This is a genomic window from Kitasatospora albolonga (assembly GCF_039535905.1).
GTDB classification, from domain to species: domain Bacteria; phylum Actinomycetota; class Actinomycetes; order Streptomycetales; family Streptomycetaceae; genus Kitasatospora; species Kitasatospora albolonga.
The window spans coordinates 1-14,794 of sequence record NZ_BAAAYB010000123.1; the positions used below are offsets into that span (position 1 = coordinate 1).

Annotated in this window: 14 protein-coding genes and 2 pseudogenes; 12 read left to right on the forward strand and 4 right to left on the reverse strand. The window is 74.7% G+C overall.

Features of this window, described 5'->3' with window-relative positions; all coding sequences use genetic code 11:
* A pseudogene (locus tag ABD946_RS30075) lies at nt 1-125 on the reverse strand (urease subunit gamma); the annotation flags it as partial.
* 315 nt (nt 126-440) lie between these two features.
* Here ABD946_RS30075 and ABD946_RS30080 point away from each other — a divergent pair.
* From ABD946_RS30080 to ABD946_RS30095, 4 genes and pseudogenes are all read left to right on the forward strand, one after another.
* Nucleotides 441-1,628 (forward strand): annotated as a pseudogene (locus tag ABD946_RS30080) (glycerophosphodiester phosphodiesterase); the annotation flags it as partial.
* 514 nt (nt 1,629-2,142) lie between these two features.
* The gene (locus ABD946_RS30085) at nt 2,143-2,529 is read left to right on the forward strand and encodes an LmrA/YxaF family transcription factor (RefSeq protein WP_345288710.1); all 387 of its coding nucleotides are present in this window, start codon (nt 2,143-2,145) and stop codon (nt 2,527-2,529) included.
* A gap of 25 nt (nt 2,530-2,554) precedes the next feature.
* Nucleotides 2,555-3,085 carry an SDR family oxidoreductase gene (locus ABD946_RS30090; RefSeq protein WP_345288711.1) on the forward strand — a complete coding sequence of 177 codons (531 nt, stop codon included), beginning with the start codon at nt 2,555-2,557 and terminating at the stop codon, nt 3,083-3,085.
* Nucleotides 3,040-3,591, forward strand: a complete 552-nt coding sequence (locus ABD946_RS30095; RefSeq protein ID WP_345288723.1) for an SDR family oxidoreductase — start codon at nt 3,040-3,042, stop codon at nt 3,589-3,591. Before ABD946_RS30090 ends, ABD946_RS30095 begins: the two co-directional genes overlap by 46 nt.
* 7 nt (nt 3,592-3,598) lie before the next feature.
* On the opposite strand, the gene ABD946_RS30100 is transcribed toward ABD946_RS30095, so the two are convergent.
* Nucleotides 3,599-4,003, reverse strand: a complete 405-nt coding sequence (locus tag ABD946_RS30100; RefSeq protein ID WP_345288712.1) for a hypothetical protein — start codon at nt 4,001-4,003, stop codon at nt 3,599-3,601.
* A gap of 263 nt (nt 4,004-4,266) precedes the next feature.
* On the opposite strand from ABD946_RS30100, the gene ABD946_RS30105 reads away from it, so the two are divergent.
* Nucleotides 4,267-5,388 carry a hypothetical protein gene (locus ABD946_RS30105; RefSeq protein ID WP_345288713.1) on the forward strand — a complete coding sequence of 374 codons (1,122 nt, stop codon included), beginning with the start codon at nt 4,267-4,269 and terminating at the stop codon, nt 5,386-5,388.
* A 385-nt stretch (nt 5,389-5,773) separates the two neighbouring features.
* Complete coding sequence (locus tag ABD946_RS30110; RefSeq protein WP_345288714.1) at nt 5,774-5,941, forward strand: hypothetical protein; 168 nt, start codon at nt 5,774-5,776, stop codon at nt 5,939-5,941.
* A 481-nt stretch (nt 5,942-6,422) separates the two neighbouring features.
* Here ABD946_RS30110 and ABD946_RS30115 read toward each other — a convergent pair whose 3' ends face one another.
* Nucleotides 6,423-6,962 (reverse strand): SigE family RNA polymerase sigma factor, encoded by a 540-nt coding sequence (locus ABD946_RS30115; RefSeq protein ID WP_345288715.1) that lies wholly within the window; start codon nt 6,960-6,962, stop codon nt 6,423-6,425.
* A gap of 253 nt (nt 6,963-7,215) precedes the next feature.
* On the opposite strand from ABD946_RS30115, the gene sph reads away from it, so the two are divergent.
* On the forward strand, nt 7,216-8,193 hold the full coding sequence (gene sph / locus ABD946_RS30120) for a sphingomyelin phosphodiesterase (protein ID WP_345288716.1): 978 nt from the start codon (nt 7,216-7,218) through the stop codon (nt 8,191-8,193).
* Nucleotides 8,194-8,205: 12 nt separating this feature from the next.
* On the opposite strand, the gene ABD946_RS30125 is transcribed toward sph, so the two are convergent.
* Nucleotides 8,206-9,276: a polysaccharide deacetylase family protein gene (locus tag ABD946_RS30125; RefSeq protein ID WP_345288717.1), complete on the reverse strand. Its 1,071-nt coding sequence runs from the start codon at nt 9,274-9,276 to the stop codon at nt 8,206-8,208.
* 281 nt (nt 9,277-9,557) lie between these two features.
* Between ABD946_RS30125 and ABD946_RS30130 the strand changes: the two genes are divergently transcribed.
* From ABD946_RS30130 to ABD946_RS30150, 5 genes are all read left to right on the forward strand, one after another.
* Nucleotides 9,558-10,991, forward strand: a complete 1,434-nt coding sequence (locus ABD946_RS30130; RefSeq protein WP_345288718.1) for an MFS transporter — start codon at nt 9,558-9,560, stop codon at nt 10,989-10,991.
* Between the two features lie 177 nt (nt 10,992-11,168).
* Entirely contained in the window at nt 11,169-12,359 is a 1,191-nt protein-coding gene (locus tag ABD946_RS30135; RefSeq protein WP_345288719.1) for a hypothetical protein, read from the forward strand.
* 46 nt (nt 12,360-12,405) lie between these two features.
* Nucleotides 12,406-13,572: a winged helix DNA-binding domain-containing protein gene (locus tag ABD946_RS30140; RefSeq protein ID WP_345288720.1), complete on the forward strand. Its 1,167-nt coding sequence runs from the start codon at nt 12,406-12,408 to the stop codon at nt 13,570-13,572.
* A gap of 364 nt (nt 13,573-13,936) precedes the next feature.
* The gene (locus ABD946_RS30145; protein WP_345288721.1) at nt 13,937-14,257 is read left to right on the forward strand and encodes a hypothetical protein; all 321 of its coding nucleotides are present in this window, start codon (nt 13,937-13,939) and stop codon (nt 14,255-14,257) included.
* A gap of 342 nt (nt 14,258-14,599) precedes the next feature.
* Nucleotides 14,600-14,794: hypothetical protein (locus tag ABD946_RS30150; RefSeq protein ID WP_345288722.1), on the forward strand; the 195-nt coding region annotated here is incomplete at its 3' end.

Here is a 14,794-nt window from a genome sequence, read left to right on the forward strand (position 1 = left end):
GTGCGAGGTGATCAGGGCGACCGCCTCGGGGTGGTTGAGCCGAAGGCCACGGGCCCGCCGGAACGGGCCACGTCGGCCGCGACGTGGATGAGCAGGCGTTCCTGCTCATGGGGAGTGAGCCTCATCTGCACACACCTCGGGAGAGATTTTTCGGCACACCGTAGCGGACCTTCGGAGCACGCACCACCCGCTCCCACCAGGGCATCTGACGCTCTTTTAGGGGAATTTACGATCAGATTTCCAAGCGATTTCCAGACCCTCTCAACACCATTCCCGAGGCGATTGCGAAGCTTTGACCCGGACCACGGATCCTCCAGCCGCCCCGCCCTCCCCACCGGCCCGTCACTGGAGCTTTCCACAGGGTTCGCCCGGTGGGCACCGACAGGGCGACGCCCGCCTCCTACCGTACGGACGGACAGGACACCGACCGGGGAGACGACATGACGGACCTTCACAGCCCAGAGACCTCGCGCCGCTGGTTCCTCCGGGCGGGCGGAGCGGTCGGCGTCGGCGCCGCCGCGTTCGGGTCCGGCATCGTGCCGGCCGCCGCCGCGGACGGCCAGGGTCACCAGGGCGCGGAGGAGGCCCCGGAGGCCCTGCGGACCCCCGGCACCCGCCCCGCCGTGCGCACCGGCACCGGCCTGGACCGGCTCCCCCACCCCCTGGTGGTCGCCCACCGCGGCGCCAGCGGCTACCGCCCCGAGCACACCATCGGCTCCTACGAGCACGCCCTGGACCTCGGCGCCGACGTGATCGAGCAGGACCTGGTGCCCACCAAGGACGGCCACCTGGTGGTCCGTCACGAGAACGAGATCGGCGGCACCACCGACGTCGCCGACCACAAGGAGTTCGCGGCCCGCAGGACCACCAAGACCATCGACGGCAAGGCCGTCACCGGCTGGTTCACCGAGGACTTCACCCTCGCCGAGCTGCGCACCCTGCGCGCCAAGGAGCGGCTGCCGCTCCAGCGCCAGCACAACACCCTCTACGACGGCCGCTGGGCAATCCCCACCTTCCGCGAGGTCGCCGAGTTCGCCGCCCGCCGCGCCCGCACCACCGGCCGCGAGGTCTGGCTCTACCCCGAGACCAAGCACCCCTCCCTACTTCCGCTCCATCGGCCTGCCGCTCGAGGAGCGCCTCGCCGCCGAGCTCCGGCGCGCCGGGCTGGCCGGCCCGCAACGGGCGGGCCGTCCTGCAGTCCTTCGAGCCGAGCAGCCTCCAGCGCCTGGCCAAGCTGGTCGACAACCCGCGCATCCAGCTGCTCAGCGACGCCGGCACCCAGCCCTACGACTTCGTCCTGGCCAAGGACCCGCGCACCGTCGCCGACCTGGTCACCCCGGCCGGCCTGCGCTGGATCGCCGGCTACGCCCACGGCATCGGCCCGACCACCAACCTGATCGCCCCGGTCGACCCCGCCACCGGCAAGCTCCGCCGGTCACCACCCTGGTCGCCGACGCCCACGCCGCCAGGCTCCTGCTGCACCCGTACACCCTGCGCAACGAGAACGCCTTCCTCCCGCCGACTTCCGCCGCGGCACCGACCCCAACGCCTACGGCGACTCCATCGCCTGGGCCCGCTTCCTGATGGACCAGGGCGTCGACGGCTTCTTCACCGACCAGACCGACACCCAGCCGCCTCGCCCGCGCCGACTTCTGGGCGGCGAAGGGGATCTCCTCCTGACCTGGCGGAAGTGGTCAACCCGGGGGCGCGAGGAACTCTGCGCGGGGGAACGGCAGCACCTGCAACCGGCTGACGGAGCTCAGGTCCGCAGGTGCGTCGCCTCCCGAACCGCGCAGTTTCCTCGCGCCCCTGCGGGGCGCCTACCGGCCACCACAGCCCTCGTCACTGGACGCGAATATGACGACCGTTCTACTCTGCTGCCCATGTAGCCCAAGGGCGAGGAGAACCCGGGCGCGGCTGGTCCGCGCCACCGGGACCTGATGGAGGCGCGACGGATACTCGGGCACGGCCTCAACCGTGGTGCTGGCCGAGAGCGGAGCCCCCCGCGTTCGCTCTACTTCCACCTTCCCGTCCCGGCAGGACGCAGTTGGTCGCCCAGGGCGCTCACCGAGGCCGGCCCAGGAGATCGGGCCATGATCGAGACCGTCGGCGCCTCCCACCGGAGAACGCCCGCCGGCGACCGTGACCACCCTGGTCGGCCTGCTGGCCGAGCGGATGGAGCAGTCCGACTACCGCAAGGGCTGCCCGATCGCCACCGTCGCACTGGAGGTGGCGGCCACCAACGAGCCGCTGCGCCGCCTCTGCGCCGACACCTACGCGGACTGGCAGTCCACCCTCGCCGAGCTGCTGACCGAGGAGGGCCGGGGACCGGGCCGCCGCCGACGCGACCGCCGGAGCCGTCCTCGCGCTGATCGAGGGCGCCCTCCTGCTCGCCCGCGTCCAGCACAGCCGCCTCCCGCTGGACCAGGCGGCCCGCTCGGCCGCCCTCCTGCTGGCCTGATCACCCTCAGCACCGACCGCACCCACTCACGTCCACGTCCACGTCCACCACGTCCACAGAATATGTAGACCGGTCCACTCATAAGGAGTACCCATGTCCACCCTCGTCCTCGGCGCCAACGGCTTCATCGGCCGCTGGCTGGTCCTCGAACTCCTCACCCAGGGGCGCCCCGTGGCCGCCGCCACCCGCCCCGGCCGGGCCGCCGCCCTCCGTGACTGGCTCGCCGCCCACGACGCCCCGGCCGACCGCCTCACCAACGTCACCGCCGACATCACCCGCCCGGACCTCGGCCTCTCCCCCGCCGACGAGGCCCGCCTCCACGACGTCCGGGACGTCCCACAACCTCGCCGCGCTCTACCGCTTCGGCCTCGGCCGCCCCGAGGCCCGGGCCGCCAACCACGACGGAGCGCTGCACGTCGCCCGCTGGGCGGCCGCCCGCCCCGGCCTCCGCCGCCTGGTCCACCTCTCCGGCTACCGGTGTCGGCGACCGCCCCGTCCCGCTGCCGCCCGCCGAGGCCGACCGGCTGTACCGCACGCTCGGCGCCTACGAGGCCTCCAAGTCCGAGGGTGACTCGGCCCTGCGCGCCCTGGCACCGCAACTCGGCCTGCCGCTCAGCGTGGTGAGCCCCAGCGCAGTGGTCGGACACTCCACCACGGGGGAGGCCGGGCAGTACCTCGGCCTGGCCACCCTGGTCGACCAGCTGCACCGGGGCCGGCTGCCCGCCCTGCCGGGCAGCCGCCGCACCTTCGTCCCGGTGGTGGCCGTCGACCACCTGGCCCGCTTTCTGGCGGCCACTCCCGAGCACGACAGCGAACCGCTCACCCGGCACACCGTGCTCGACCCCACCACCCCCGAACTCCCGGAGCTGATCGGCCTCCTGGCCGCTCACCTGGGCGTCCGCCCGCCCCGGCTGCGGATCCCGGTCGGCCTGGTCCGCCGCCTCCCGCAGGCCCTCACCGGCGCCGACCCGGAGACCCTGTCCTTCCTGTCCGAGGAGCGCTACGACACCGCCTCCGCGGACCGGCTGGCCCGCGCCGCCGGCCTTGCACAGGCACCGGTCGCGGACGTCCTGCGCCGCTGGGCGGACCGCCTGGTCGCCGAGGACTTCGGTCGCCGGGCGGGTGCCTGACGGAGGCTCAGGGCAGTGGGACGAGGAAGGTGCCGTTGCGCTGGACGGCCTCGACCGTGACCTGCTCGCGGCGGGGCCGCACCACCTCCAGCGTGCGGTCCGCCGGCGCCTGCTCCACCCCCCAGCCCGGGCCGCTCAGCCGGATCCGCTCCACCCGCCGGCTGGCCGCCGCGAGCACGTACTCCACGCCCTGCGGCGAGCGCCACCAGGTCCACCCCAGGGTGTCCTGCTCGTAGCGGCTGCAGGCCCGCCCCTCCGCCCGCCCGGTCCGCTGCGCCGTCTTGGCACCCGGCAGCAGGACGGCGGTGGCCGCGCTGCCGTCCCCGCCCCACCGGTCGGCCCGCAGGCAGAGCCACTCCGCCCGCCCGGCGTTCTCCGGCAGCGCCTGCCCGGCGAACGCCCACAGGTTCAACTGCCGTACTCCCGCTGTGACATCGGGTGCCACACAGCCGGCCGACGCCCACAGCCGCAGCGCCTCCGCGCTCACCGCCTCCCGGGGCGACCGCGCCGGTCCCTGCTCCGGTGGCGGGGGTGTAGCTCAGCCGGGCCGGCCGCAGCCCTCCCAAGTCGGCCAGCAGGAAGGCGTGTTGCTCGGCCACCACCGGGGTCGAGCGCAGCTGGAGCACCATCGGCGCCGGGCAACCGGTCGCCACCGCCACCATCGGGACCGGCCCGGTGACCCCGTCCGCCTTCGCCAACGGCTGCGCCGCGACCGCCGGTTGGTCGATCCGCCGGGTCTCGCTGCCGTCGATCCACGGCGCCAGCAGGTACCGAACGCCCGCGGCGGTCCTGGTCAGCACCACGGCCGCCGCGCTGGTCACGTCGGAGTCCTCGGCCCGCCCCAGCAGCAGCCCACCGGTCGGCCCGTCGGTGTACCGGGCCAGCCGGGCACCGTCGAACAGCAGCACCACCGTCGTGCCGTCCACCGTCCCGGCGTACAGCAGGTGCGGTGCCTCCACCGGCGGCCGGGCCACCGTACCGGCCTCCACCGCCGTCCCCGGACCCGCCGCCCGCCAGGCGGCCACCGCCCGGTCCACCAACGCCCCGTCGGTCCGCCGGTCCCCCCGGCCGGGCCAGGCGGTGAAGTCGACCCGGGCGGTCCGCCGCCACAGGTCGTCCGCGACCCGCACCACCTCCGACCGGGCCGCCGCCGCGGCCATCGGCGGCGGGGCGGACGGCGGCCGCACCGCCGTGGTCGACGAGGGCGCCGCCACCCCGAACCCCGCGGCGGTCAGTACCAGGACCCCGGCCACCCCGCCGGCCACCCGGCGCCGCCGCAGCAGGTCGCTCGGCTGCACCCGCACCCGGCAGGCGTCGAACCCCGGCCAGTGCTCCGGCCCGTCCCCGCGCGCCCGGGCCGCCGCCAACGCGGGCCCGGCCGCCCGGACGGCCCGCGCCGCCTCCGCCTCCGCCACCCCGGCCTCGACCAGCAGCCCGGTCACCCGGTCCGGCGTCAGACCGTCCACCAGCCCCAGCGCGAACGCCGCCCGCGCGGGGCGGGGCAGCGCCCCCAACTCCCTGTCCAGCATCAGCTCGTCCGGGTCGCCGCCCATGCTGAACAGCCGCAGCCCCAGCACCACCGGCCCCGGCCGCAGCCCGGTCGCGCCGCCGAGGCCGCAGCACGCCCCGGAGCAGCCGCAGGCCGCAGCACGGCGTACGTCTGCGCCGGGTTCTCCGTCTCCGGGCCCCGCAGCGGCAGCGCACGCTGCACGGCCGCGTGGGCGGCCAGCACCCCGCCGGTGCCGCGTCCTGCCGTCCGGCAGCACGAACCGGGCGATCCCGACCAGCCGTGGGTAGTTGGCCACCAACGCCGCCTCGGCATCGGTGAGGCGGACCGATTCTCCGCTCAGCCCCAGCACCCTCAGCTCCCCACGTCGCACCGTCCCTGACCTACTTGTCCAACGACACGGATCATCCGACGGTTACGCCAACCGTGGCCCGAGGGCCACGAGGGGCGCGGGGCCCTGCTGATCGGCGGCTCCGCCGCGCGGGCGCGAACCGGAAGGCGGCGCACGTGAGTTCGGGGCACGTCAGCCGGTGGCACGCGCTGCCGTTCCCCTTCGCTCCCGGCCCAGCCGCGCGTGCCCCCGGCGCTACTTCCGCACCTCCACCGTGTCCCCGACCGCCACCCGCTCGTAGAACCAGCGGGCGTCCCCCCTCCCCAGACCGATGTCCCCCCGCCGTGGACCCGCTGGAGCCCGGCGCGCGCCAGGGCATCTCGGCGATCCAGACCGAGGTGCCGTCGGGGGCGGAGAGCTTCACCGCCCAGTTCAGTTCGAGGTGGTACGTGCTCTTGTCACCCACGGTCAGGAACGGGCCGGTCTGCGAGTCCATCACCACCACCGCCTGACGGGAGATCACGGTCATCCGCCCGGACGGGGTCGGGGAGCCCGGTCCGCCCACGCTGCACGGCCGGGCGGCGTCCGTCCCGTTGACGCGCACGTCGAACGAGGAGAGGTCGACCACCGCGCGCACCTGGCCGGGCGGCAACGGCTCCGGCCCCGGGTCCTCGGTCGCCGACGGGACCGGCTGGGCCGCCACCATCCAAGGGCCGGTCGGTCGGCGGCGGCGTGCCGAACGCCGTCGAGACCACCGGCGCCGGCCGCCCGCTCAGCTCCTCGACAGCCGGTCCGCTCCCCGGCCAGAGCACCGCGCCCCCGCCGATCGCCAGCGCCGTGCCGAGGGCGGCCATCCCGGTCCGCCGCCGTCGCCGCCTGGCCCGCCCGGCGTGGCGCAGGGCCTCGTACGGCAGGGGCAGCGCGGTCGGCGCCTCGGCGGCCATTCCCCGGATCAGGACGGTCAGTTCGTCTAGCTCCGGCGTCGCGTCGCTGTCATGCACAGTGGTTCGCCTCCGTCCGGCGGCCGCCCTCGACCACGGTCAGTTGGTCCGGCTGTTCGCGCAGGTGCTCGGCCAGCGCCGCCCGGCCGCGCGAGAGCCGGGCCTTGACGGTGCCGAGGGCCGCTCCGGTCTCCGCGGCGATCTGTTGCAGCGACAGGTCGCAGAGGTGGTGGAGCACCACCGCCTGCCGCTGCGGTGCGGGGAGCCGCCGCAGCGCGGCGACCAGTTCGGTGTGCTCCAGGCCGGGCGCGGCGGCGACCTGCGGGGCGAACCGCATCCGCTCCTGCTCAAGCTCGCGCCCGCGCCGGGCGCGCCGCCAGCGGCTCACCGCGAGCCGCCAGGCGACGGTGCGGATCCAGGCCTCCGGGCCGCCCTCGTCCCGGCTGAGCTTGGACCTGCGGTCCCACCCCCGGACGAAGGCCTCCTGGACGGCGTCCTGCGCCTCCCCGAAGTCGCCCGTCATCGCGTACAGCTGACGCACCAACAGGGCGAAGGAGGCGCGGTAGAACGCGCCGTACTCCTCGTCCGTCATCTTCCGTCCCGCCCCGTTCGTTCTCTCCGACCTGCCTGCACACCTGTCTACGCACGGCCCCGGAGGAAGGTTGCACCGGCTTCGAACGGATCGGCAGATCGTTCGTACTGGACAGTAGGTCTAGTTCCAGCCGAGTTCATCTGATGCTCTCCCGGCGTCTTGCCGCCGGTGACCGGCCACAAGTTGACTGCACAACACCTCGTCCGTTGACGAGCCCCCCGTCACCCTCAGACCCTCTCACCTCGGAGCCTCGATGCCCCACCGGTCCCTCCGCCGTGCCGTCACCGCCGCCGCCGCTGCCGCCGTGCTCGGCACCCTGGCCGTCCCCTCCGCGCACGCCGAGTCGGCGCCCGTCACCGTCGCCCCGCTCAAGGTGCTGACCTACAACGTCTTCCTGATGAGCACCAGCCTGTACCCGAACTGGGGCCAGGACCTGCGCGCCAAGGAGATCGCGGCGGCCTCCTTCTTCCAGGGCAACGACGTGGTGGTGCTCCAGGAGGCGTTCGACAACGCCGCCTCCGACAAGCTCCAGTCGCTCGCCAAGGCGGCCTACCCGTACCAGACCCCGGTGGTCGGCCGCTCCACCTCCGGCTGGGACGCCACCTCCGGCAGCTACTCCTCCACCACCCCGGAGGACGGCGGCGTCACCCTGCTCAGCAAGTGGCCGATCCTGCGCAAGGAGCAGTACGTCTACAAGGACGCCTGCGGCGCCGACTGGTGGTCCAACAAGGGCTTCGTGTACGCCGTGCTGAACGTCAACGGCCAGCGCACCCACGTGATCGGCACCCACCTGCAGTCCACCGACTCGGGCTGCTCCAGCGGCCAGCCGGCCACCGTCCGGGCCGCCCAGCTCACCGCGATGAAGAACTTCATCGACGCCAAGAACATCCCGGCGAGCGAGCCGGTCATCGTCACCGGCGACCTGAACGTCAACTCGCACGACTCCGAGTACCCGTCGATGCTGGCCAACGGCAACCTCGCCCCGGCCACCAGCCGCACCGGCTGGGTCAACTCCTTCGACACCGCCGACAACTCCATCGCCGCCTACCGCTACCCGGGCGAGCCGAAGGAGGACCTGGACTACGTCCTCTACCGGGCCGACCACGCCCGCCCGCAGAGCTACACCAACAACGTGGTCCGCTTCCACAGCAACCCGTGGACCGTCTCCAGCTGGGGCAAGAGCTACACCTACAACGACCTCTCCGACCACTACCCCGTGGTCGGCGGCTGAACGGCCCTGCCCTCAGCCTGACCTGACCGCCCCCGGAACCGCCTGCACGCGGCTCCGGGGGCGCAGCAGTTCGTCCGGCGTGACGAAGCGGTAGCCCCGCCGCCGCAGGCCGTCGACCACCAGCGGCAGTGCCGCCACCGTCTGCGAGCGGTCACCGCCACCGTCGTGCATCAGCACCACGGAGCCCGGCCTCACCTGCCGCAGCACCCGGTCGGCGATGACCTCCGCTCCCGGCCTGGCCCAGTCGTTGGTCTCCACGTCCCACAGCACCGTGGTGAGCCCCAACTCGGCCACCCGCTCCATCAGTTCGGGGCTGCGCCCGCCGTAGGGCGGCCGCATCAGGGTGGGCAGGCCGGCCCCGGAGGCCTCGGCCAGCGCCTCCCCGGTGGAGCCCAGCTGGTGCCGCAGCCCGGCCGGGCCGAGGTCGGGCAGGTAGGCGTGCGACCAGGTGTGGTTGCCCAGGACGTGGCCCTCCGCCACGATCCGGCGGACCAGCTCCGGGTGGGCCAGCGCGTGCAGGCCGATACAGAAGAAGGCCGCCCGGATGCCGTACCCGCCGAGCAACTCCAGGACCCGGGGCGTGTGTTCGGGATGCGGCCCGTCGTCGAAGGTGAGCGCCACGGTCGGCTCGACCCCCTCGGCCTCCCCGCCCAGCAGGCAGCGCCCGGCCTCGACGAGAGTGCGCTCGACCGGCCCGGAGGCGGCCTCGGCCTCCGTCATCTCCCGTTCCCGGCCGCTCATGATCCAGCTGCCCAGCCCCAGCGGCACCAGCTCGCCGAACCGCGAACTCCCCAGTCGGGCAAGCTCGTCGGCCGAGTCCCGGCCGTCCGCCAGCAACGGCGGATCGGCCCGGTAGACCGCCACCCCGGCCTCGGCGAGCAGGCCGTCCAGCAGCCCGTTGGCACTGTCCACCACCACCGCCAGACCCTCCGGCGCCCGTGCCGCGAGCTCCGCCAGCCGGGCCACCGGACGCTCCGGCCCGCACCGCCCGTACAGCTCCTCCGGGCCCACCCGGCGGCCGGCGCCGTCCGTCAGGGCGATCCGATAGCCGTCCCGGGCCAGGCCCACACCGGCGAACCACATCCGACGCCCTCCCCGGGCTCCGCCTACCCCGGCACCCCCGGGCGATCCCGATCATAGGAGCGAGTGGCCGGATACCGCCCCTCCCGGAACATCACGATCCGGTCCAACTCACCCACCCCGCACACGAACTGACGACTCACCAACAACACCCAATTCGCTTGCGACGGCCCCGTGCCGCCGTCCTACAGTGCCGCTCATACGCCTCGGACCGAGCGCCGCGCCCCGCGCGGTGCCGATCCGCCGCGCCCTCCCCCGGCCCGTCCCACTCCCGAGGACCCCTCATGACCCGCGACAGTCCGTTCCCGGCCCCCGAACCCGGGCCCGACCGCAGACCCCTGACCGGCGTCCTCACCGCGGTGACGGCCGGGCACCTGGGCACCGCAATCGCCCTGGTGACGCTCCCCTGGTTCGTCCTGGTCAGCACCGGCAGCGCCACCGCCACCGGCCTGGCCGCCTTCTGCGAACTGGTCCCGTACGTGCTCGGCAAGGGCCTCGGCGGCGGCCTGGTCGACCGGCACGGCGCCCGCGCCGTCTCCTGGACCACCGACGCCGCCAGCGCCCTCGCCGCCGGGCTGATCCCGCTCCTGCACTGGCTGTCCCTGCTCCCGCTGCCCGTGCTGCTCGTCCTGGTCGCGATGACCGGCGCGGTCCGCGGGCCCGGCGACCTGGCCAAGGACGTCCTGCTCCCCGACACGGCCGACCGCGCCGGAGTGCCGATCGAGCGGGCCACCGGCCTGCTCGGCGCCGTCCACCGCCTCGCCGACACCGCCGGCCCCGCCCTCGGCGGCCTGCTCACCGCCCTCACCGGCCCGCTCACCGGCCTGGCGGTCAACGCGGCCTCCTTCGCCCTCGGCGCCCTGCTGATCGCCCTGCTGCCCGACCCCGTCGGCCGCCCCGCGCCCGCCCCCACCACGCCTCCGACCATCGCAGCTCCGACCACCGCACCGCTGACCGCCACACCTCCGACCACCGCACCTCTGATCACCGCACCTCTGACCGCCACACCCGAACGGCCCAGCCGCGCCCAGGGGTTGGCCTTCCTACGCACCCAGCCGCTGCTCCTGCTCCTCACCCTGCTGGTCTCCTTCACCAACCTGGTGGACGCGGCACTCACCGGAGTGCTGCTCCCCGTCTGGGCCCGCGAGTCCGGCCACGGGCCGGCCGGCATCGGCCTGGCCGGGAGCGCCTTCGGCCTGACCGCCCTGCTCGGCAGCCTGCTGGCCGCCGCCGTCGGGCCCCGGCTCCCCCGCCGCCCGGTCCTGTTCCTCGGCCACCTCCTCGCCGGCGCCCCGCCCTTCCTGGTGCTCGCCCTGGACGCCCCGCTCGGGCTGGTACTCGCCGTCTTCGCGCTCGGCGGCTGCGGCGCGGGCTTCATCAACCCGGTGGTCGGTGCCGTCCTGCTCGAACGGACACCCCGTCACCTGCTCGGCCGGGTCCGCGCCGTCCGCGACTCCGTCGTCTGGGCCGGCATCCCCCTCGGCGGCCTCCTCGGCGGCCTGGCCGTCACCACCGCCGGCACCACCCCCACCCTCCTCACCGCCGCCGCCCTCTCCACCCTCGCCGTCCTCCTGGCCGCCCTCCACCCCGCCTGGCCACACCTCGACCGCACCCCCTCCGACACCCCGCCCCGTCCCCACCCCTGCACCCGACCCCCCTACCGCCCCACCCGCCCCTCCGACCGCCGCACCCTCCCGGACCTCACTCCGATCCGCTGACCCCGACTCCCCTCCGACCGCTCGACCCCACGTCGGCCGTCGGGTCCGGGGCCGGTCGGGTTACGATCCACCCGTTGCAGCGCGGGCGGTCATCGGTGCACGTGGCGGTGCTCGGTACGGTGCGTGCAGGCAGCGACACGCCTGGTTCGAAGAGCACGTCGCAGAGGGGGAAGTCGCGTGGATGTCAGCGGAGTTCCGAACGCCGTTCCGGCCGAGGGTGGTCAGGGGACCGTACCGTCAGAACTGTTCGCCCGGCACCCGGCGATGGAGGAGCTGGCCCGGCTCCTCCAGACGCTGGACGCCGAGGGCGGCGCGGCGCCCGTCGAACGGCGGATCGGCGGCCCGCTGACCGGCTTCGCCCTCGGCCGGCCACCCCGTTCGGAGTCCCTCGGCGTCTGGGAGTTCGCCCCCACCGGGGAGAGCGGCGGCCCGGAGGAGGAGAAGACCGTCGCGGACCGCCGCCGCCTCGCGGCCCGGATCGCCAAGGCCACTCCCGCCCTCCCGCTGATGCCCCGTCTCCTGACGGTCCGTCTGCTGCTGGAGCTCGTCGCCCGCGGCACCTGGCCGCCCGGCGACCGCTCCCCCTTCGCCCTGCTCTCGGCCGCCGTCGACCCCCTCGGCCTGCTCGACCCGGACACCCTCCCGGGCGAGGAGCTGGAGGCCACCGCGAGCCTGGCGGTGCTGGTGCTCTCCGTGCTCGACTTCCAGGCCGCGGACCGCTCCGAGCAGGCCCGCTACGAGCACCTGGTGGAGTCCTTCGGCACCCTCATCCTGGCCGCCTCCCCCGAGCGCATCACCGCCTACGTCTCCCCGGAGCTCGCCAAGGCCTTCGGCGTGATGGTCGACGTGGACCACGTCATGGATCTCGCCAACCACACCCTCCTCGACCCGGTCACCCGCGCCGTCGAGGCCATCGCCGAGGCGGGCGACGCCAGCGCGCAGAAGCACTCGCGCCTGCTGCTCTCCGTCCACGGCCGCTTCCCCGACCTCACCCGCGCGGCCTTGGACGCCATCGGCCGCACCGAGCTCACCGGCCCGGTCGGCGCCTGGGCCGTCGACGAGGCCAGCGGCAACTGGACCTTCGTCGCCTGGCGCAAGCCCGACCTCTTCGAGGTCACCCAGAGCGGCCGCCGCCCCGGCTGGCGCCACTTCCAGCTCCCCCCCGGTCACCAACCCGGCCGGCCTGGCCCGCGGCCTCGGCCTCAAGGGCCGCCAGCCCAAGGCCTCCGGCACCCTCACCCAGCCCACCCCGGTCGGCCAGGAGCTCCTCGACGCACTCGGCCTCAGCCACCCCTTCCCGCCCTCCGAGGACGACGAGCCCACCGCCTGATCCCCGCCCCGCCCCCGCCACGACCCTCCCCGACCTGACGATCGAACCGGCCGACCTGACAGAGCATCAGGCTAGTCTCGCCCCATGCCCCTCCTGATCACCGACGAGCAGCGCCGCTCCCGGCTCGGCCACCGCCACCTGCTGCGGGCGGCCGACCGGGCGGCCACCGTCCCCCAGGTGGCCGACGCCCTGGCCGGCCTGCACTCCACCGACGCCGCGACGGTCTACCTCTCCGTCTGCGCCCGCCTCGCGGAGCCCTCGGCCGAGGCGGTGGACCGGGCCCTCTACGAGGAGGTCTCGCTGGTCAAGCTGCTCTCCATGCGGCGCACCATCTTCGCGGTGACCGAGGAGTTCGCCCCGTACGTCAACTCCTCGACGGCCAAGGCCATCGCGGTCAAGGAGCGGGCCACCCTCCTCAAGCACCTGCGGGAGGGCGCCGAGGGCTGGGACGAGGCCCGCCTCGCCGAGACCGAGCGCGACGCCTTGGCCGCCCTCGCCGCACGCGGCCAGGCCACCACCTCCCAGCTCGCCGAGGACCTCCCGGCCCTGCGCGAGACGATCCTGATGAACCCCGGCAAGTCGTACGGCGGCCACCAGAGCATCGGCAGCCGCCTACTGCGCCTGCTCGCCTCCGACGGGCACGTGCGCCGCTGCCGCCCGCGCGGCTCCTGGCTGAGCAGCAGCTACGCCTGGGCACCGGTCCCGCAGCTGCCCGACGTCCCGGTCCGGGAGGCCAAGGCCGAGGTGGCCCGCCGCTGGCTGGCGGCCTTCGGCCCGGCCACCGAGGCCGACCTCAAGTGGTGGACGGGCTGGACCCTCGGCGACACCCGCAAGGCCCTCGCCGACCTGGCGGCCGTTCAGGTCCGGCTCGCCGACGGCACGGTGGGCCTGGTCCTCCCCGGCGACGAGGAGACCCCCGACCCCACCGGCCCCTGGGCCGCCCTGCTCCCCGGCCTCGACCCGACCACCATGGGCTGGCGCGGCCGGGACTGGTACCTCGACCCCGCGCACGTCCCCGCCCTCTACGACCGCGCCGGCAACGCCGGCCCCACCGTCTGGTGGAACGGCCGCATCATCGGCGGCTGGGCCCAACGCCCCGACGGCGAACTGGTCCACCGCCTCTTCACCGACCCCGGCACCGAGGCCCGCACCGCCATCGAGGCCGAGGCCACCCGCCTCGCCTCCTGGCTCGGCCCGGTCCGCGTCACCCCGCGCTTCCGCACCCCGCTGGAGCGCGAACTGGTCAGCTGACACCATCGCCTGGGAGGATCACCCGATGCCCTCCCCCCCTCCACGAGTCCTGGCTCCACGGCATCGCCGTCAACCCGGCCGCCCCGCCGAGGTCCTGCTCCGCCTGCTCGCCGCCCGAGGCGGGCGAGGCACGCGTGACGCTCTGCGGCGAGGGGCACCTGCCGCCGGAGGTCTGGGAGGCCGCGCTGCCAACACCCGGACTTTCCGGCGTCCGCCGGCACCTGGGCCGCAACCGCCGCATCCGCCCGAGCTGGCGGGGTTGCTGGCCGACGACCCCTCCGCCATGGTCCGGGCTGGATGGCCACCGGGCCGCGCGAGTGGGTCTGGCCCCGCACGACCCTGCCTGAGAGGTGGTGGTGAGCTGATGACGGCCTCGACCGACCCGGACGACCTGGTGACCGCCGACGAGATCGCCTCGTCCTCCCTTCTCCCGGCAGATCCCGGCACTCCTACTACCGCAGCCTGCGACCACCCGACCAAGCTGCGCATCAGGCCACCTTTCACCTGGCAGAGCCTCACCGACGACCAGCGCGAGGCCCTCCGGGCCGACCCGGACCCGGCCGTCCGCGCGCGCCGGGACGAACACGGGAGTACGACCCGGCCGCACACGAGGCCGACCTCCCCGAACGGGACTGCCACGCCCGCGTCCCATCCTGCCTCCACCACGCACTCCCGCAGTCCGTGATCGACCGGTGCTTCGCCGATCGGCGCAACCTCTGGTCACTGGCACCAACCGGCACACCCCCGCCGACGCGTTTCGACCGCCTGGCCCGCGATCCCGACCGCACGGTCCGCCTCGCGGTCGCGCAGCGGAACGACGTCGGCCCCGAGGTGCTGGCCCTCCTGCAGAGGACCCGGACGAGGAGGTTCGCGCCCACGGCAGCGGTCCGCCCGCTGTTCCAGGCACGACCGCACAGCTCCCGGGTGGCAGCCCCCCGCCCCGGCCGGCCCCGAACTCACGCGCTGGTACCGGGCCTGCGCCACCTCACCCCACCTGCTGGCCCGTCAGGGCCGTGCCGGCTCGCGATTGCTCCCGCCGGAGCTGATCCCGCTGCTGGCCGCCGACCCCGACCCGTCGGTCCGCCACCTGCTCGCGGAGTACCAGGAGAACGCACCGCCGAAACCGTCCTGGAGGCGTTCGTCGCCCGGCCCGACCTGCGCGAGACCCTCACCTGACGACCCGTCTCCCCGCACCGGCCTGGCGCACCTCCTCGCCCACCAT

What these genes read in the sequence shown, in the direction of transcription:
- ABD946_RS30090 (WP_345288711.1), top strand. Translation starts at nt 2,555, where the DNA reads ATGTCCACCCTCGTCCTCGGCGCCAACGGCTTCATCGGCCGCTGGCTG.
- sph (WP_345288716.1), top strand. Translation starts at nt 7,216, where the DNA reads ATGCCCCACCGGTCCCTCCGCCGTGCCGTCACCGCCGCCGCCGCTGCC.
- ABD946_RS30115 (WP_345288715.1), bottom strand. Translation starts at nt 6,962, where the DNA reads ATGACGGACGAGGAGTACGGCGCGTTCTACCGCGCCTCCTTCGCCCTG.
- ABD946_RS30145 (WP_345288721.1), top strand. Translation starts at nt 13,937, where the DNA reads ATGACGGCCTCGACCGACCCGGACGACCTGGTGACCGCCGACGAGATC.
- ABD946_RS30140 (WP_345288720.1), top strand. Translation starts at nt 12,406, where the DNA reads ATGCCCCTCCTGATCACCGACGAGCAGCGCCGCTCCCGGCTCGGCCAC.
- ABD946_RS30125 (WP_345288717.1), bottom strand. Translation starts at nt 9,276, where the DNA reads ATGTGGTTCGCCGGTGTGGGCCTGGCCCGGGACGGCTATCGGATCGCC.
- ABD946_RS30130 (WP_345288718.1), top strand. Translation starts at nt 9,558, where the DNA reads ATGACCCGCGACAGTCCGTTCCCGGCCCCCGAACCCGGGCCCGACCGC.